General features: G+C 37.2%; 12 protein-coding genes. All 12 read left to right on the top strand.

Annotation, left to right across the window (positions count from 1 at the left end; genetic code table 11):
* Positions 1-1,327 (top strand): molybdopterin-dependent oxidoreductase (locus tag HGJ91_RS04285; RefSeq protein WP_291346465.1); only part of this gene is annotated, 1,327 nt, incomplete at its 5' end.
* A 40-nt stretch (positions 1,328-1,367) separates the two neighbouring features.
* Positions 1,368-2,198: a formate dehydrogenase accessory sulfurtransferase FdhD gene (fdhD, locus tag HGJ91_RS04280; protein WP_291346464.1), complete on the top strand. Its 831-nt coding sequence runs from the start codon at positions 1,368-1,370 to the stop codon at positions 2,196-2,198.
* 72 nt (positions 2,199-2,270) lie between these two features.
* Positions 2,271-3,053: an electron transfer flavoprotein subunit beta/FixA family protein gene (locus tag HGJ91_RS04275; RefSeq protein ID WP_291346463.1), complete on the top strand. Its 783-nt coding sequence runs from the start codon at positions 2,271-2,273 to the stop codon at positions 3,051-3,053.
* 44 nt (positions 3,054-3,097) lie between these two features.
* Positions 3,098-4,057, top strand: a complete 960-nt coding sequence (locus HGJ91_RS04270) for an electron transfer flavoprotein subunit alpha/FixB family protein (protein WP_291346462.1) — start codon at positions 3,098-3,100, stop codon at positions 4,055-4,057.
* Between the two features lie 12 nt (positions 4,058-4,069).
* On the top strand, positions 4,070-6,178 hold the full coding sequence (locus tag HGJ91_RS04265) for a (Fe-S)-binding protein (protein ID WP_291346461.1): 2,109 nt from the start codon (positions 4,070-4,072) through the stop codon (positions 6,176-6,178).
* A 211-nt stretch (positions 6,179-6,389) separates the two neighbouring features.
* Entirely contained in the window at positions 6,390-7,055 is a 666-nt protein-coding gene (locus tag HGJ91_RS04260; RefSeq protein WP_291346460.1) for a competence protein CoiA family protein, read from the top strand.
* A gap of 33 nt (positions 7,056-7,088) precedes the next feature.
* A complete protein-coding gene (locus tag HGJ91_RS04255; protein ID WP_291346459.1) occupies positions 7,089-7,457 on the top strand; it encodes a hypothetical protein in 369 nt (122 codons plus the stop codon).
* A 44-nt stretch (positions 7,458-7,501) separates the two neighbouring features.
* Complete coding sequence (locus tag HGJ91_RS04250; RefSeq protein WP_291346458.1) at positions 7,502-9,385, top strand: AAA family ATPase; 1,884 nt, start codon at positions 7,502-7,504, stop codon at positions 9,383-9,385.
* Entirely contained in the window at positions 9,372-10,919 is a 1,548-nt protein-coding gene (locus HGJ91_RS04245; protein ID WP_291346457.1) for a UvrD-helicase domain-containing protein, read from the top strand. The genes HGJ91_RS04250 and HGJ91_RS04245 overlap by 14 nt, the downstream gene beginning before the upstream one ends.
* Positions 10,920-11,121: 202 nt before the next feature.
* A complete protein-coding gene (locus HGJ91_RS04240; RefSeq protein ID WP_291346456.1) occupies positions 11,122-14,538 on the top strand; it encodes a helicase-related protein in 3,417 nt (1,138 codons plus the stop codon).
* A gap of 21 nt (positions 14,539-14,559) precedes the next feature.
* The gene (locus HGJ91_RS04235; RefSeq protein ID WP_291346455.1) at positions 14,560-18,450 is read left to right on the top strand and encodes an N-6 DNA methylase; all 3,891 of its coding nucleotides are present in this window, start codon (positions 14,560-14,562) and stop codon (positions 18,448-18,450) included.
* A complete protein-coding gene (locus tag HGJ91_RS04230; protein ID WP_291346454.1) occupies positions 18,447-19,829 on the top strand; it encodes a hypothetical protein in 1,383 nt (460 codons plus the stop codon). The genes HGJ91_RS04235 and HGJ91_RS04230 overlap by 4 nt, the downstream gene beginning before the upstream one ends.
* The last annotated feature ends 76 nt before the right edge of the window (positions 19,830-19,905 follow it).

The following is a 19,905-nucleotide window of genomic DNA, read 5'->3' as shown; positions in this document are numbered from 1 at the left end:
GACATTTATTGCAAAAAATACAGAGGAGTTTGACCTATTTAAAAAACAGATGGATACCGTCAGTATTGAAAAAACCTCACAGATTACCGGCGTATCCCAAGAAGATATCGAAGCCCTTGCTGAAGAATATGGCAAAGCCAAAAGGGCCTCTATTGTTTACTGCATGGGTATAACCCAGCATACCACCGGGGTCGACAATGTAAAATCCCTTGCCAATTTATCCATGCTGACCGGAAATATCGGAAGAGTCGGAACCGGGGTTAATCCTCTTAGAGGCCAGAATAATGTGCAGGGCGCCTGCGACATGGGCGGGCTTCCCAATTTTTATACAGGGTACCAGCCCGTAACCATCGGGCCTGACAATAAAAAATTTGCCCAGGCCTGGGGCGTGGATGAATTGCCGACTAACATCGGATTGACCATTCCCGAGTTAATGGACGGCATTGAAAAGGAAGAGGTTAAGGCGCTCTGGATCATGGGTGAAAACCCGGTGGTGTCGGATCCGGATGCAGATCATGTGGTAAAAGCACTTGAAAAGATAGAACTCCTTATTGTTCAGGATATTTTCCTCACACCGACGGCTAAGCTTGCCCATGTGGTGCTGCCCGGGGTTTCCTTTGCAGAAAAGGACGGCACCTTTGTCAATACGGAAAGACGGGTGTCGCGTGTGAGAAAGGCTGTTGAACCCGTTGGCGACGCCCGGCAGGACTGGCAGATTATTATGGATATTTCCAACCGTATCGGGTATGAAATGAACTATGATTCTCCTGAGGACATATTCAAGGAAATTGCAGAACTTACCCCTTCTTATGCCGGGATCACCTATGAACGCATTGAAGGGCCGGGGCTTCAATGGCCATGCCCATCCCTTGAACATCCGGGAACCCCGTTCCTTCACAAGGATGGGAAGTTTTCCCGGGGAAAGGGGCTTTTCCACGCCATTGAATATAAACCGCCGGCAGAAGTGGTGGATGATGAATATCCGTTCTGGATGACCACCGGACGCGTTTATGCCCATTATCATACCGGTACCATGACCCGAAATTCCAAGGCTCTTGATAATGAAGTGCCTGAAGGATTTCTTGAAATTCATCCTGAAGATGCAAAGTCACTTGATATCGGTGACGGCCATAAGATCAAAATGGCTTCCAGGAGAGGAGAAATTGAAACACGGATTACCATCACAGACCGGGTGAAAAAAGGTGTGGTTTTTATGCCTTTCCATTTTGAAGAGGCCAGGGTCAATAAGTTGACCAATCCGGCTTATGATCCCATTGCCAAAATTCCGGAGCTCAAGGTTTGTGCTGTAAAACTTGCAAAAGTTTAGAATTTTTCATCAGGCAGTTTGATAATAGGAGCAGGAACAATTGAGTGCAGGAAAGAATACCAAATTTTATCAAACGCTTCGGTGTGAAACAGGAGACGGCAGGACCGGTACTCTCGACCAGACAATGGATCTGGAATTGATAGGAGAGGAACCCTTTTTGATCCGCATTGATGATAAGGACTACTCAGTAGTGATGAGAACACCCGGGGAAGAGGTATTTCACGCGGCAGGATTCTGTTTAGGGGAGGGGATTGCGGATACTCCGGATGATTTTAAGACCATTGGATATGATAAAGATCTGGACCCAAATATTATTGATATCTGGCTCAAACCCGAGCGCCGTGAAAAGATTCCGCATCTTCTTGAAAGAAGGGGCTTTGTCAGCCAGACCAGTTGCGGTATCTGTGGTAAGGAGATGATGAAGGAACTCAACCAGATATTAACGCCGGCGGAAAATGGCTTTGAGGTTGAAATTAATCACGTTTTTGATTGCATTGGTAAACTTTCCAAAAATCAGAAATACTATCAGAGAACCCGGGGGTCACACGCTGCAATCATATTTGATGACCAGCTGCAAGCGATTTCTTTTGCTGAGGATGTGGGTCGGCATAATGCGCTTGACAAGGCGATTGGAAAAATCTTTATGGACGGTACACTGTCTGATGCCAGCATCCTGGTTCTATCTTCAAGAATCAGTTATGAACTTGTTCAAAAAGCTGCCAGAGCGCGTTTGCCGGTGATGATTTCTAACTCAAGACCCACCTCCCTTGCCGTAGAAATGGGGCAGGCCCTTAATATGACGCTTGCCTTTCCTGTTGAGGAATCTGGATTAATAATAGTTTGCGGTGAAAACCGCATCAAGAGAAGATAAAGATGCGAAAAGGATATCACAAATTTACCTGAAAGCGATCAAATCAAAAAAAATAATTAATAGGAGGATAATTTGAAAATTCTCACAACAGCAAAAAAAGTAGTAGATGTGGAATTGACTATTCACGTGGAGAACGGCGCCATTGTCGAAGACGGGTTGCAATATGTTATAAACGCCTGGGACGAAAATGCAGTGGAAGCCGCTGTCCAGTTAAAGGAAAATAACGGGGCCGAGACAACCCTGGTGAGCATCGGCGGTAGTGATAACACCGATATGATCCGAAAATGCTATGCCATGGGAATTGAAAATGGTATTCATATTGATGATCCCGCCTTGGATAAGGCGGATTCATTTGTTTTTGCCAACGTGCTGCAAAAGGTCTATGAGAAAGGTGAGTATGATCTTGTTATCACTGGGAAACAGGCCCAGGATACAGACAGCGGCCAGACCGGGATTATTTTAGCAGAGGGTTTGGGAATACCATGCGTCAGTAATGTAATTGACATCGAAGTCGTGGACGACCAGCATGTTAAAGTTTCCCGGCTGGGAGATGCCGGAACAGAAATTGTTGAAGTTGAATTACCTGCCGTGGTAACGGTTAGTGATAGTATTAATGAACCTCGACTGCCCGCAATGCGCGGCATCATGATGGCCAAGAAAAAGAAGATCGAAGTAATGGATCTGGCAGCATTAGGGACTTCGCTCGATGAAGTCGGAGGTGCTGCGCTTAAGTCGGAAGTTGCTGAATTTATGGCTTCGGAATCACGCCAGGCCGGACAGAAATTTGAAGGCGATGCAGCTGAAATCACAGCCAGGGTCGTCGATCTTCTGGCCAATGAAGCAAAGGTTTTATAATACTAATCGCATATTACCCGATTTTAAATAAGGAAAACAATATTATGGCTAAAGTACTTGTAATAGCAGATATCAAACAAGGTGTACTAAAAGGCAGCACAGCTGAACTTTTATCAAAAGCCAAAGCCATTGGCGCCCAGACCGCTGTCGTGGCGATTGGATCCAATATCGAATTATTGGCGTCAGATTTGGCAAATGCCGGATCAGATACCCAGTATATTGCCGATGATGCCAATCTTGAACTTTTTTCAGCAGGACCTTTTGCATCCTGTGTCGTTGACGCAGCCAATCAATTTGAAGCCAACCTGATCTGGTTTGGTTTTTCCGAAAGCGGTAAAGCGGTGGCGCCGAGAGTAGCCGCTCAATTAGAGGCCGCGTGCGCAACTGAAATTACCGATGTAACGCTTGATGGAGATCAAATAGAAGTAACAAGACCCGCCATTGCAAATAAAGTAATGCAACGTGTTAAAGTAAATACTGAACGACTTGTAGCAGTTGTCAGAGCAGGCGCATTTGAGGCAGACGAAGGCATAAGCGGAACCGAAAATGTGGTCAAGCTTTCTGCCCCGGCACCTGATTTAAAGACCGTGATCAAGGAACTCGTATCAGATGCCAGCGGAGAAATCGATCTTGCCGATGCCGACGTTGTTATTTCAGTAGGGCGGGGTGCCAAGGATCAAGCCGGTATAGATCTTGTCAAAGAACTGGCCAATGATCTTTCCGCAGGATTTGGTTCTTCCCGCGCCATGGTGGATGGCGGTTTTATGGCACATAACAAGCAGGTCGGGCAAACCGGTAAAATCGTTGCGCCAACCCTTTATATGGCAATCGGTATCTCTGGAGCCATTCAGCACCTTGCGGGAATGAACGGTTCAAAAACGATTCTGGCGGTTAATAAAGATCCTGAAGCACCCATCTTTAACGTGGCTGACTATGGTATTGTCGGAGACCTCTTTGAAGTGGTTCCGATTCTCCGTGAAGAGATTAATAAAATTAGAAGTTAGGAAGAGGTACCCATGAACCCACTTTTTATGTCTTTACTGCTGATTGTCGGGCTGGCGATTTTTGGCCGCACAATGGTTCAAAAAATTCAATTGCTGATGGCACTTGAACCCACGGATCGGGTCAATCATATCATGGACCGAATTAAGAATGTCGTGATTATCGCACTGGCTCAGAAGCGACTGGTGGGAAGGAAAAAAGAGTGGGCCGCAGGGATCATGCACGCTTTCATTTTTTGGGGATTTTGTATCCTGTTAATCCGCAGCCTGAATTTATATGGAGAGGGCTTTGTAAAAGGATTTCAGCTGCCTTTATTTGGAGACGGTTCCATACTGGGGTATCTGTATATCGCCTTAAAAGACGTCATGGAAGGCATTGTTTTGCTGATGGCTGTTTACGCCATCTTTCGCCGGGCCGTTCTTAAACCCACACGGTTGCATAATACATGGGAAGCCTATTTTGTTTTAGGCATGATCGGGGTTTTGATGATTTCCGATCTCTTACTTGATGGCGCCCGGTATAACTTGATTATGCTGCATAATAACCCTGATCATCTTCATTTTTTTAATAACCCCCAATATGGTTCCGAGTTCCTCTGGACACCTGTTTCCGTGGGAGCAGCAAGCCTCATATCCGGTTTCAGTGCCGATGCCAACAGGCTTATCCTGACCACTATGTTCTGGCTGCACATCATTACCCAGTTGACTTTTCTTAATTTTCTGCCCCTGGGAAAACACTTTCATGTCATTACAGCACTTCCCAATGTGTTTTTAAAGAATCTGGGATATCCCCATGAAAAGACCAAACTTCTGGATTTGGAAGATGAATCCGTCTGGGAAGATGAATCCCTGGGGATCAACCATATCCATCAGCTTAACTGGAAACAGGGTCTGGATCTTTACACCTGTACCGAGTGCGGCCGATGTAAAGAGGTCTGCCCCACTTATACCACTGACAAACCGTTAAACCTGCATGACTTCAATGATACACTGAAAGCTGAACTCTTCGATAATGCAGACAACCTTATTAAAAGAGCTAAGTTAGCCGCCACTATAAAAGAGGACGGCGATCCCGAACAAAATGAAGAAATTAAAGCCCAAATGGCTGAGCTTAACAGCAAAAAGCCGCTCATTGGTGATGTGATCTCCGAAGACACACTCTGGGCCTGTACCACCTGTCGGGCCTGTGAACAAGTCTGCCCCGTGACCATTGAGCATGTTCCCCGCATCATGGCCATGAGACAGGGACAGTCCTTGATGGCCGGCGTCTACCCCCAGGAGTTGAATGTGGCCCTTAAAGGCCTTGAGCGCAACGGCAATCCCTGGGGCATCGGGTATGACAAACGCGCCGAGTGGGCAGACGGCCTGGACGTTAAAACAATGGCGGATGACGCAGATGTTGACTATTTACTCTGGGTTGGCTGTGCCGGGTCATTTGATGATCGAAGCAAAAAAGTATCCAAAAGCCTGGTCAAAATCCTTCAAAAAGCCAATATCAGCTTTGCCATCCTGGGTAAGGAAGAAAAATGCACCGGCGACTTTGCCAGACGTGTCGGTAATGAGATGATGTACCAGATGATGGCCCAGGAAAACATTGAAACCCTGAATAATTACAAGGTTAAAAAAATTATCGCAGCCTGCCCCCATTGCCTTAATGCGCTGAAGCATGAATACCCGCAAATGGGCGGAAATTATGAAGTGATCCATCATACCGACTTCATCGACCAGCTCATAAAATCCGGTAAGATTACTTTAACCAAATCTTTGGAAGGCGCTCTGACCTACCATGATCCCTGCTATCTGGGGCGGTACAATTCAATTTATGATCAACCCAGATCAATTTTAGAGGCCATATCAAAAGACGGACTCAAAGAACTTGACCGGCATGGACAGGAAAGTTTCTGCTGTGGTGCCGGCGGCGGAAGAATGTGGATGGAGGAGACCATTGGTAAAAGAATCAACGTGGAACGATCAGAAGAAATCGCAGGTCAAGAAGTGGCGACGGTAGCCGTGGCTTGCCCGTTCTGCTTAACCATGATCGAAGACGGTATGAAAGAGCTGGACAAAGACGAGGATATCAAGACACAGGATATCGCCGAACTTGTGGCAAATAATATGGCGTGAGCCAAGCAACACCCCCGGATTTAAATCCTGTATCCGGGGGCCTGTCTTCTTCCCCCCTTCTAAAGAGATTATTATTTTCAGTTGAAATTTTGTTTTTCATTAATTGTTGAGGTATTTTCTCCATCATGATATCCATTTGTTACTACCGCTCCGGAATGAATGATATGCTAACAACCGCTTAATTACTTGTTAAATCAGGATTCGATAAATAATGAAATTTTCTATTGTTAATGAACATAAGTCAGAAGCGCTGCCAAAGCTTAAAGGCCTTTGTCCTCATTGCGGCGCTGAAATGATAGCCAGATGCGGAAGGGTCAAAGTATGGCATTGGGCTCATAAAACAAAAGAAGTGTGCGACCCTTGGTGGGAGTCAGAAACCGAATGGCATAGGGATTGGAAAGGACATTTCCCTGTTGAGTGGCAGGAAGTAACACATATAGATCCTATAACTGGTGAAAAACACATTGCAGACGTTAAGAACTCGCACGGATTAGTAATTGAATTTCAGCACTCCCCAATCAAATATGAGGAGCGTTGCTCACGTGAAGAGTTCTACGGAAAAATGGTTTGGGTTGTAAATGGAACGCGAGGCAGTTTAGATGAAAGTTATTTCAATATGGGGCTTAGTGGTCCCATCCAAAAAGATCCGTTAGCCTATCAGATATCTTGGTTAAGTCGTGGCAAACTTCTTCATAATTGGGGAGAATCAAAAGTTAAAGTTTATCTCGATTTCGGTAAAGACATTATTTGGAGATTGGTGTTTTTTGATAGCACGAACAAGATCGGTGCTGTTGGCCCGCTGCCTAAGTCTGTTTTTATTGATGATTGTCTGAAAGGTACTGAAATCAGTGTTTCTAAATTGGATGAAGACGAATGAATCAAACAATGGGCATAACAACGGAGATAAAATATGGGAAAATTTAATCCTTCTTCTAAACATCCAGATCGTGCATTACAAGCTTGGCAAATTTTAATAAGCGCAGCAATGAATCGCCAAACACTTACATACAAAGGTTTGTCTCAGTTAATGTACAAAAAAGAGGCAGCTGGGGTTCTCGATAGAATACTTGGTCATATAGCATATTTTTGCAGTGACAATAAACTACCAGCCCTGACTTCTATTGTCGTAGGGAAAGGTCGTGGGACCCCTGGCAAAGACATTCCGGTCGATCCCAATTTAATGGATCGTGAGCGTGAAAAAGTCTATGAATATGATTGGTATAACTTATATCCTCCAACTCCCTCTCAACTCGCAAAGTCATTTGCCGAAAATATCTAAACACAATGGGAAAGACTAGGGTCACCCATTAAAAGGGAAAACTCATGCATATTGAAAAGTTAATAATTAAGAATTATAGAAATTTCAAAAATTTAGAAGTGGAATTAAAACCATTCACTTTAATAATTGGAGAAAACAATATAGGAAAGACAAACTTTTTGAATGCTTTAGGTTTGATTTTTAGTCAAGATATTACATTCTTCAAGAAACGTAATTTGGAAATTGATGATATTAATTATCAAGCGATTGAAAATTTTAAAAAAGAATTAATAAACGACAAAATTCCTATTTCAGACATAGAGATTCCGTCAGTTGAAGTAATAGCTGAATTGGTTGGATTTAATGAAGATCAAGAGAGTGTAGTAGCAGATTGGGCAATTAATAAAAAACTTGATAGAGTAAAAATTACATATCTTTTTCATCCTAAAGTAGAATTAAAGGATTGGATACAAAAAGAAAGAGATAGATTAAATACTTTAAACAACGAAAGACAACTATCAAAAGAAGATTTAATAAAAAACATAAATTTTCCTATCAGCAAATATAACTACACTATTTATGGCGGATTAAACCAAACAAAGCAAATTGATTTCTATTTCTTGAAAATGTTAAAATATGAATTTTTAGATGCTATTAGGGATGTAAAAAAAGAATTAACTGCAAATGGCAATTATCGCATGCTATATAAGGTGTTAACCAATAGAGAAGATGGTAAATACCAAGATATCCTCGATGCTATTGGAGAATTAGACACCACAGTAAAAGCGAATAGTGAACTTAAAAATATTGAAAATCAGATTTCGAAATATTTAGCAAAAACATCATTAGTTGAAAAAGAGAATCAAAACAAAATTGAATTTCAATTCTCAAATCTTGAAGAATACGATATTTTAAAGAAACTTAGTCTGTTGTATGGCGATTCTCCTTTAACAATTGAGCGGAATGGAACAGGTCGTAACAATTTACTTTTTATATCTCTTATCCTTTCTCATTTGATAAATGCAAAAAAAGATGGTGTATATTACAGACTTATTGGAATTGAAGAACCAGAGGCTCATTTGCATCCACATTTACAAGAACATTTAGCAAAAAATATCGAAGAAGAAGTTTCCCAAAAATTACAACTTATTATTACCTCTCATTCAACTCATATAATAAATAAGTTATCTCTTAACAATACAGTTATATTTTTTAACGAAGAAAACAATGTTAAGTGCCATTACATACTTGATGGCTTTGAGCGGTTTAAAAATGGCAACCTTAAATCTAAATCAAAAAAACATGTCCGATATTTAGAAAGATATCTTGATTCAACGAAATCGACAATGTTTTTTGCCCGTAATATTATCTTAGTTGAAGGCATATCAGAGCAAATTTTAGTACCACAATTATTCGAACAATATTCCAACGGAATTAGTTTAGAAAAGATAGGTTGCTCTGTGGTTAATGTTAATGGAGTAGCATTTAGTCACTTTTTAGAAATAATAAAAAATGGATATTTCAAAAAATGTTTAGTTTTAACAGATAGTGATTCAGAGAAACAAACTCAAATGAGAGCACCAGATTTAAAGGATAAATATAATGATAATAATATTTTGATTTCTATTACACACGAAACGGATACATTTGAAAAAGAATTAATTAATTCCAATTTAAATGATAAAGGCAAAAATTTTTTATTATTAACCTTATTCTCTACTCGTAGAAATAAAGCAAAAGAATTTCATAGAAAATACAAAAATATTGAAATAGAGGTAGAAGAGTATTTCGAATTGATTGAATCTTATAAAGCAGACTTTGCGACAGATTTAAAATATACTCTTCAAAGGAAAGCCAAATCAAAAAAAGCTGATTTTACTATTCCTAAGTATATACTTGATGGATTTAAACATATTTTCCCATTAGAGAAATCGGATGACAAAAAATAATTTGCAAATAGTTATTGCTGGACCCGGGGCAGGAAAAACTCATAATATGATTGGTGAAATTTTAGAAGTTGTGCCTGAGGTTAAAAACAATCCACATAGAATTTGTGCAATTATTACATATACAAACGCAGCTACAGAGGAAATTAAAGAAAGATTAGAAAAAGAGATAAATATTCCTAAAAATATATTTATTGGGACCTCTCATAGCTTTTTAATTCAATTTATTATTGAACCATACAGTCATCTTTTCAGAGAGATTGATATCAATAAAAATTATATTGACAGCATAGTTAAACAAAAAGAGAAGAAATTTGAATTTATAAAAGTTAGCATGTTTGCGAAGCATGGCATCATAACTTATGATAAAGTATTACAACTTTCACAAGATTTAATCGAAGAGAAAAGATTATGTAATAATGTTGCAAAAAGAGTTAGTCATCTGTTTGTTGATGAATACCAAGATATGCATTCATATATACATTATGTATTGCAGGAAATAATACAAAAAGGGAAGACTAAATTTTATAGTGTTGGAGACCCTTTACAATCTATTTTTAAGTTTAGTTATGGACAAAGTCAAATTAGGATTAAAAAGGGATTTAAGGTTGAAAAATTAGATGATTCACCAATTCTAAAATTAAAAGCAAAATACCCTACAAGCCTAATAGAAATTAAAGACAATAATAGATCAACCCCATCTATTACAAAATTAATAAGTCGCTACACCGATTATATCGGGTATCAACAAATTTCAAAAATTGAAGATGACTATCCTATTTATTTTATTGATGGAACAGATAAAAAAGAAATAAGTCAGAAATTTTATAATATTAAAAATGAATTGGGTATTTTACTGGAACCAAAAAAAATTCAGTATTTACATTTATCACAAGAATGGAAATTCTGGGATGATATAAGAACAGATTTGAAGATTGCCATGATAGATAAAGGCAAACATAAAAATTCCTCCTTGATGTCTGAAATTAAACGCTATGTATTAGGTGTTTTAGGTATGACACAGAAACAAGCGATTGAATTAATAGGAAAAAGTTCACAAGAAGACAAATTGCTTTCATTTAGAACATTCTGTATTAATTCATACAGATTGATTAAGACTAATGGTATTGAAGATACATCTTTAACAATCAAAAAACAGTTTACGGAATCATTTGGATATAAATTTCCAAATGATTGGAAATCAATAGATAAAAATACAGATTTAAAAACCACGTTGAAAGAACTTAGGAGAGCCGAACTTAAATCATATAATTCAAATGATAAATATTATTCGACTATTCATTCCTCAAAGGGGTTAGAAGCAACTTCGGTTTTGGTTTGTGTTAATAAAAAGAAGCAATTATTTGATTGGCTAAATTTTGAAAAGGTAAAAGAAGAAAGTGACACTACAAGATTAGGTTTCGTTGCATTTAGTAGAGCTCGAAAGCTTCTCTGCATTTCTTGCCTTGAAAAATTGACAGTTAAGGATTTAGAAAAAATAAGGAATTTGGAATTTAAAATAGAAAAAACAATGTAAAATTATGCTTAAGAAGATAGTCGCAAATTGCGGGATTCCCGCACTTAATTTCAACGAGACAAATGAAGCGGATGAACCGCTTATTTGGGGGTTAGCTAAATTTTGGATAGAATTTTAATAAAAAATATTGTCGGGGCTTTTTCTACTGACTCATTATGTGTATAAATTAAAATTAAATCCAAAATAAATTAAAGAGAGAAAAATGATTTTAGACAATAAAAATGAAAACCCAAAAGTTTACGAGTGGCTCAGGGAATACACCGAATCCGGTAAGATTGATATCGTTACCGGTTATTTCACTATTGGAGCCCTTGCATATCTTTCCAGACAGATAAACGATAAAATTAAAAACCTTAGAATGGTTCTTGGAGATATCGTTAATATTGATATGATACACGATCGCACAATTGACTTGCTGAATGAAAATATCACAATAGAAGCAGCTTTAGAACTTTCTGCTGTAGCAAGAGAAGCCGTGGAATTTTTAAAGCAAGAAAAAATTTTGGCCAAAACACTTGAGCCCAATTTTTGCCATGCAAAAATATACCTTTTCAATCCTGAAAAAGATGACAGACACAAGTACTTTGTTTCCGGAAGTTCTAACTTAACAGAAGCAGGTATGGGTTTAAAGAAAACAAACAATATCGAACTTAATATAGCTGAGACTGGCAATAACAACCAGTATCAGGAACTAAGGAAATGGTTTAATGATTTATGGAAAAGTAAAGAAGCACATAAAACAAAAACAATCATTGATGAAACCGGGAAGAAACATACAACTCCATTTAAAGAGTACCTGATTGAGGCCATAGAACAAATATTTATCAAATACACCCCAGAACAGCTTTATTATAAAGTACTTTTTGAACTTTTTGGCAATCAGCTCCTTTCAGAGCAGGACAATCCTGAATTTAACCGGCAGGTTGGCAGATTGGAAAATACAATCATATATAATACTTTGTATGATTTTCAACAAAAAGGGGTTCTAAGTTTAATAAAGATGCTTCAAAAATATGATGGAGCGATTTTAGCAGATGCGGTTGGGCTTGGAAAAACATGGACTGCTCTTGCTATTATGAAGTTTTTTCAATTACAGGGACGTGAAATTATTTTGATTTGTCCTAAAAAACTTCAATATAACTGGAACAGGTATTCCCGCCATCAAAATTCAAAATTTGAAAAAGATAACCTTGAATTTTTTATTCGTTTTCATACAGATATGATTCTTGAAAGAATGGATAAAGAAGCTTACAGGATTGAAAGAGCAGACACCTTATTCATTAACGACAAACCAAAACTGTTTATTATTGATGAAAGTCATAATTTAAGAAACGGGAAATCAAACAGATATCAATTTTTTGTAAATGAGATATTAAAGAAAAATGATGACGTTAAAGTCTTAATGTTATCTGCAACTCCGATAAATAATACGCTTCTTGATATCAGGAATCAGTTTAAACTTATCAAACAAGGTAACAGGGATGGTTTTCATGAATCTCATTCCATAAGAAATATAGACCATCTTTTTAACAGAGCACAAAAAGCGTTTAAAAAATGGCGTGATGACGACAGTCCTAAAATAACAGATTTTATCAAAATGTTGCCAGCTGATTTCTTTAAACTTACCGATTCACTTACAGTAGCCAGAACAAGACAAATGATTGAAGCACAGAAAGCAGGGCTGCATTTTCCAAAGAAACAAAAACCAAAAAATATATTTGTTACCCCAAGACAGATAGGGAATTTTGAAAGTTTTGAAGAACTTTTTGATCATTTTCCCCCTATGCTTTCAGGATACCAGCCTTCATTTTATATTGAGCAGACAGAAGATGTGGATAAGCTGCATGATGAAAGACAAAGAGATCGTTTTCTCGTAAAAATGTTATATATTTTACTTGTAAAACGGCTTGAATCTTCATGGTTTTCATTTTATTCAACTACTCAAAAAATACTTGATCATCACCAAAATGCTTTAGATAAAATAAATATATATTTAGAAAAGAAACAAGATCGGGATATTGCCCATGAGTTAGAGCTGGATATTTTAGAAGATAACGAATTTGAAGATATTGCTGATGACCTGGTTGATAATTTAACCCTTGGTAAAAAAAGAAAGGTTCTATTATCTGATATTGATAAAGCAGGTAATATTGATAACTATAAAAAGGATCTTAAAAAAGATATTGAAGCGCTTGAATCATTAATTAACAATCTGAAAAAATTTGGGAAATCCATAAAGAATGAAGTTGCATATGATAAAAATCATAAAAGTAAAGATGATAAACTTCAATCGCTGATTGAAGAAATTAAAGAAAAAAGAAAATCGGGTAATAATAATGACAACCCAAAAGTTGTGATTTTTACCGTATATAAAGATACAGCATTTTATCTGTTTGATCAGCTTAAACAAAGAGGTTTTACTCAAATGGCTGTTGTCAGCGGTGATGTATCTAAAACAGATGGCACACAACATGAAACAAAATTGTTTGAACCTATTCTGGAAAGATTTGCTCCTTTCACTAAATTATTTAATGAAAAAGAGTGGGATTTTACTCCAAACGGGAAAAATCTTCCATTAAACGAACAATACAAGCAGTGGGTAGAATGGGTGGCCGAAAATGATAAAAAAGTTCATTCTAAAATAAAAAACCCTATAGATATCCTTATTGCCACCGATGTTTTAAGTGAAGGTCAGAATCTACAGGATTGTGACATGGTTATTAATTATGACATACACTGGAATCCCGTCAGAGTTATTCAAAGATTTGGTCGTATTGATCGGCTTGGTTCTCCAAATAAAAAAATTTATGGGATAAATTATTGGCCTTCAGATAACATAAATTCCTATCTAAATCTTAAAGGCAGAATTGAAGAGCGCATGACAATGATGAAACTTGCAGGTTCAGAGGTTAATCTTGAATTTTCAGACAGTTTTAAAGAGATGGCATCAGATGATGACTTTGAAGATAAACTGAACAGAAGAATGCTATCCCAGATGCAAACCTCATGGGATGAAATTGAAAAAAATGATGCAGGTCTTGGTTTTGATAATTTGTCCCTTGAAGATTTTCGTCAAGACCTGCTTGAAGAACTTCAAAAAGATGAAAAGTATTACAAAAATATGCCCAAAGGTGTTTATACCGGTTTTGAAGCCAATAAATCTATCTGCCCGGAGACGGGAATGATAGCCCTACTTGGATATCCGTCCAAACCTTCAAAAGTATTAGACCATGAATATCAAACCTATGACCTCATCTACATAAATAAAAACGGAAAACAAGTGCTGTTGAATCAAAAAGAGGTTTTAGATGCACTTTCTCAGCATAAGGGAGAATCACGATTTGTCCCGGAAAAAATCGAAAGAGGAGAAGAGTCCGCAATAAAAGAGCTTGTAACTTCCATGAGAAAGTGGCTTGATTCACAATCAAGTGAAGAGGAGATCCAAAAGGATGGCTCCATTAAAAAACGGGCAGGAGCAGAAACCAAAGATATTCTCGCTAAATTGAAGACAGGTGACAGCTCGGCAGTAGAGCGGGTAAAGAAAAATACAAGCGTAAGTGATAAGTATAAATTACAAAATTTCGATCTGATCACATGGTTTTTGGTTAATTGTGAATAATGAATTGTGAATGAGGAAAAGATGAATTTAGATTATTTTAAAAAACAAGATAATTTTTATAAAGGACTCCAAACCCTTTTTAATTCTTTGAATATTCCTGTTAATTATATTGATGAAAAGCCGCTGAAACCACAGGATATTTTATCAAAAACATATAAGGATACTAACCCCGCATATCAACTTATGGGCGATGTCTATATTCTTGGTATGGTTGATGACAAAGCTTTTGAAGGCATAAAAAGTGAGAATATTCCCGAAATAAAAAAACGGGGAAAAGATTACGATGGGATTCTTATTTTCGGTGTTACTCTGACAGACAGGGAAAATAGTCTTTTGCCAACCCGTACCCAGCTTGCAGAAGTCACCAGAGCCTTTAATCGGGAATTTCACTATACTCCGGTTGTCGTTGTTTTCAGGTATGAAAATCATATATCCCTTGCCAGTGCTGAAAGGCTGAAATATAAACAGGAATGGCGTGAAGGTGAGAAGGCAGGCAAAGTTTCTATCTTGCGTGATGTTGAAATCAAAAACCCGCATACCGGTCATCTAAAAATACTTGAAGAATTAAAAATTACCCGGTCAGGCAAAAAAGGAATCAATTCTTTTGAAGGGCTTTATCAATACTGGCAGAAAGTTTTCAGTGTCAGCCTTCTTAATAAAAAATTCTATACTGAACTTTCAAATTGGTATTTTTGGGCAATCAAAAAAGTTTCTTTCCCTGGCGTTTTATCCGAAACTGACAGCGGTGGTCTGTTTAAGATAGAGTCAAAGGTCAAGGAGCATAATGCCAAAAATATTATCCGCCTTCTTACCCGGCTGCTGTTTGTCTGGTTCATTAAAGAGAAGAAATTGATACCGGAAGAATTGTTTGATTTAGAAGCTTTGCAAAAAAATATTTTAAAGAAAATATCCCCTTTTCATGAAAAACACACCTTGTTTGATAAAACAAACAAAGACGACAGTAAAAAAAGTATTTATTACAAGGCTATCTTGCAGAACCTCTTTTTTGCCACGCTTAACTGTCCAGTAAAACCGGATAGCGTTGATAGCAGAGAGCGGGGTTTCAGGGGAGATGAAAGTTACGGCAAACATCGTGGTGTTGACTACCTGATGCGTTACAAAAATTCTTTTAAAGACCCGGATGCATTTCTTGAGATGGTCAACAGGGTTGTTCCATTCTTGAACGGCGGTCTTTTTGAGTGTCTTGATGATAAAGAGAACAAAATTTATATAGACGGTTTTTCTGATAATATGAGCAAAACAAATGGAGAGGTTAATAACCTGATTGTTCCTGATTATCTTTTTTTCGGCAGGGAAGAAAAAACCGATTTAAGCTCTGATTTAGGTGCAAAAAATAAAGGCACAAAAGAGTCAGCGGTTAAAGGCTTAATCAATATTCTCAAATCCTATAAATTCACTATTGCAGAAAACACACCCATTGAAGAGGATGTTGCCCTTGACCCAGAACTTTTGGGGAAAGTTTTTGAAAATCTTTTGGCAAGTTATAATCCAGAAACAAAAACAACTGCTCGGAAACAGACAGGCTCTTTTTATACACCAAGAGAGATAGTCAATTATATGGTGGATGAAAGCCTGATCGCTCATCTTAAAAACAGTGTTTTCAATTGGAATATGGAGGAAAAAGAATTAGACGGGAAATTGCATAAACTTGTCTCTTTTGACCCTGTTAATCCCTTTAACGATAACATAAGTCTGTCAAAAGAGATTATACAGTCCCTTGATAATTGTAAAATCCTTGACCCTGCCTGTGGCAGCGGAGCTTTTCCCATGGGTATCCTGCAAAAAATGGTGCATATCCTGCAAAAGGTTGACCCTGAAAATGGCTATTGGCAGGATTTGCAACTTGAAAAAGCAAAACAGGAGAGTGACGATGTTTTTATCATAAAAGACAAAGAAGAGAGAAAAAATCTTCTGGATGATATTAATGATGCTTTTGATTTATCAATAAATAATCCCGATTATGCCCGTAAACTTTTTTTGGTAGAAAATTGTATTTATGGCGTTGATATTCAGCCCATTGCAGCCCAGATTTCAAAATTGAGGTTTTTTATTTCCCTTGTTGTTGAGCAGAAGGTTAACAAAGAGAAGGATAATTTTGGGATAAGACCGCTGCCAAACCTTGAAACCAGATTTGTGACTGCCAATACGCTCATTGGGATTGAAAAAGATGAAGAACTTTTTCTCACAGAAGAAGTAAAAAAGAAAGAAGCTGAGTTAAAAGCAATCCGGCATAAACTCTTTGGAGCCAAAACCAAAGCAACCAAGGTAAAATATCGTAAAAAAGATGAAGAACTCAGAAATGAAATAGCAGATATTTTAAAAAAAAGAAATTTGCCTGTTGAATCTGCCGAGCAACTGGCAAAATGGGACCCTTACGACCAAAATGGTGTTTCACCCTTTTTTGACCCTGAATGGATGTTTGATATTAAGGATGGGTTTGATATTGTGATTGGGAACCCTCCATATGTGCAGATTCAAAAGTTCAGCGGGCAGCAGTGCCAAAAAGACTGGGAGTCTCAAAAATATAAAACCTTTGTAAAAACCGGTGATATTTACTCCCTTTTTTATGAAAAAGGAAATCAGGTTTTGCGGGATGGTGGGATTTTGGCCTTCATAACTTCAAACAAGTGGATGCGGGCAAATTATGGTAAAAAAACACGAAAATATTTTACAGAATCTACAATCCCTCTTAAGTTGATAGATTTTGGCGGTTATAAGATTTTTGACTCAGCAACTGTAGATACTAATATTTTGATATTTGCAAAAAAAGAAAAACAAATATCTCAAAATCAAAGAACCGCAATTGCCTGCACAATTGGTAAAGATTTCAATTCCAAAATTGATATTGACCACTATTTAAAAGTAAACGGTGTAGAACTTATAAACCTTTCCGAAGAGAGCTGGATAATCTCAAGTAAAGCAGAATATAAGATTCAAGAAAGAATTGAAGAGATCGGCACTCCGCTTAAAGAGTGGGATATATTAATCCATTTTGGTATTAAAACGGGTTTTAATAAAGCGTTTATCATAGATGGTGCGAAAAAAGATGAATTTATAGCAAAAGACCCTAAATCTGCTGAAATATTAAAACCTATTTTAAGAGGCCGGGATATAAAACGATATAAGGCAGAATTTGCTGATTTGTGGTTAATAAATTCACATAATGGTTATGGGAATGTCCCGCCAATTAATATAGATGATTATCCTGCCATCAAAAACCATTTGGATAATTACTGGGCCAATATTGAAAAACGATATGATAAAGGGGTTACACCGTATAATTTAAGAAACTGTGCTTATATTGAAGAATTCGAGAAAGAAAAGATTGTCTGGAAACGAATTGGTTCTGTTATTCGTTTTTCCTATTCCCAGCAAGGTGAGTTATGCTTGGATAGTACCGTTATTGCTACAGGGAAAGATGTTAAGTATTTAACAGCTCTTTTGAACTCAAAATTACACATTAAAGAACTAATTGATAATTCTCCCAAAACAGGTACTGGTGATGCGATAATTAGCGTCCAAGCACTAGAGCCTTTATTGGTACATAAACCCTCACAAAAAAAACGACTCCCCTTTGAAATCCTTGTTGACTGCATCTTGTTTGCCAAAGAAAACAATATGAAAACTGAAGCTGATACTTTTGAGTCTGTCATTGACGGTATGGTTTATGACCTCTATTTTGAAGAGGATATGAAAAAAGCCAACTGCTACATCACAGACAGAGTAAATGATGTGCTAAAGCCCTTTAAAAAGGATGACAGCGATGAATTTAAGAAAGAATACATTGAAAAGCTTCATACATTTTGCCGAAATGACAAAACGATTTTTCGGGGGTTGATACATCGCAGGAATGTCAAAGTGGTAAAAATTATTAATGGAGAGACAAAATGAGTGATGGCAGATTAGATAGCCTGAAAGTAGAAGAGCCAGTAGAAAAATACGGAAAAGCTGTACGGATTGAAAAAATAAGATTTTTCAATTATAAATTTTTCCATGGAGAGTTTGATTTGCCTGTAAATGGAGAGAATCTGCTTGTGTATGGAGAAAACGGCAGCGGGAAAAGCTCTGTTTATAACGCATTGGAATTGCTTGCAGAAAAGAGTTTTACTGATTTTGGAAAAAATAAAAATATTTTTGCACAAGATGATGAAGTTCTGGTCGAATTTGGCTTTAATAACGGTCAGGAGTTGATTATTTCTTCTGATCTGGAAGGGATGCCGGACCATGTCGGTTTTATTTCAGGGCTTTCAATATTTAAACCCATGCTGGATTATAAAAAATTATTGTCAGTTCATTATGCTCCGGATGTAAACCAGGATAGGATTAATCTCTATTATATGTTTAGAAAATTGTTGGACAACTATCCTGTGGAGCAGGAAGGTCAAAAAACTATTCTTGCTGAAATAGAAGACTTGACTGAATATTTTAAACTGTTGGAGAGTATTCTGGAAAAAGATTTTCTCAAAAAGATAAATAAATACCTGGAGAGTTATTTTAAAGCAGATTTTAATATTGAGAAATTTGAGTATAAAACCAAAATAGATAAAAACACAGCAACAGCTACACCTGTTATCAATCTTATCCTTTATTATAAAGAGTATTCAATTGAAAAATATCATACCTTTCTCAATGAAGCCCGGCTTTCTGCTCTTGCAATCTCTATTTATATGGTCGCAATAAAAAAACTTCTTGATGTACTGGAAACAGACAGCCTTAAAATTCTTGTGCTTGACGACCTTCTTATCAGTCTTGATATGGAAAACAGATTAAAACTTCTTGAAATATTAAAAAATGAGTTTTCAGAGTTTCAGATATTCTTCTTTACCCACGACAAGGAGCTTTATGAAATTTACAAAGATAAGCTCAACTGGAAAAAATATGAATTTTACCTTGATGATAATGATGAAATTCCGGGTCTGATTCTAAAACAGGGCAGATCTGAAATTGAAAGGGCAAAGGTTTTTTATGCACAAAAAGAGTATGATGCCTGTGCTTTATTATTGAGAAAAGGGTTTGAAAAAACCATAAAAAATTATCTTACACCAAAAGAGCAGCGTAATAAAAACTGCGAAGAGCTAAATCTTGCGGGCTTAATTGAACGGGCAATATCAAAAACCGACAGTGAAGCAAAAACGATTCTGCAAAAATTAAACTCTGACAGACAGCATATACTCAATCCATTGTGCCATATTAATACAAAAAATATTCACTCTGAAGAATTAAAAAATGCAATCAGCGATCTGGAAATATTAAAAGATTTGCTTAGATGAACAGCTTTTCCAAAAAAATCCCTGAAATCTTAAAACCGATTCTGTGAAATTTGGGGGACAATACTTAAATCATACT

This window comes from Desulfobacula sp., from assembly GCF_014237455.1.
Lineage (GTDB): Bacteria > Desulfobacterota > Desulfobacteria > Desulfobacterales > Desulfobacteraceae > Desulfobacula.
This window is presented reverse-complemented; position numbering and strand designations above follow the sequence as displayed.

Coding starts and splice junctions, on each gene's coding strand:
- HGJ91_RS04270 (WP_291346462.1), top strand. CDS start 3,098: ATGGCTAAAGTACTTGTAATAGCAGATATCAAACAAGGTGTACTAAAA.
- HGJ91_RS04265 (WP_291346461.1), top strand. CDS start 4,070: ATGAACCCACTTTTTATGTCTTTACTGCTGATTGTCGGGCTGGCGATT.
- HGJ91_RS04260 (WP_291346460.1), top strand. CDS start 6,390: ATGAAATTTTCTATTGTTAATGAACATAAGTCAGAAGCGCTGCCAAAG.
- HGJ91_RS04255 (WP_291346459.1), top strand. CDS start 7,089: ATGGGAAAATTTAATCCTTCTTCTAAACATCCAGATCGTGCATTACAA.
- HGJ91_RS04250 (WP_291346458.1), top strand. CDS start 7,502: ATGCATATTGAAAAGTTAATAATTAAGAATTATAGAAATTTCAAAAAT.
- HGJ91_RS04245 (WP_291346457.1), top strand. CDS start 9,372: ATGACAAAAAATAATTTGCAAATAGTTATTGCTGGACCCGGGGCAGGA.
- HGJ91_RS04240 (WP_291346456.1), top strand. CDS start 11,122: ATGATTTTAGACAATAAAAATGAAAACCCAAAAGTTTACGAGTGGCTC.
- HGJ91_RS04235 (WP_291346455.1), top strand. CDS start 14,560: ATGAATTTAGATTATTTTAAAAAACAAGATAATTTTTATAAAGGACTC.
- HGJ91_RS04230 (WP_291346454.1), top strand. CDS start 18,447: ATGAGTGATGGCAGATTAGATAGCCTGAAAGTAGAAGAGCCAGTAGAA.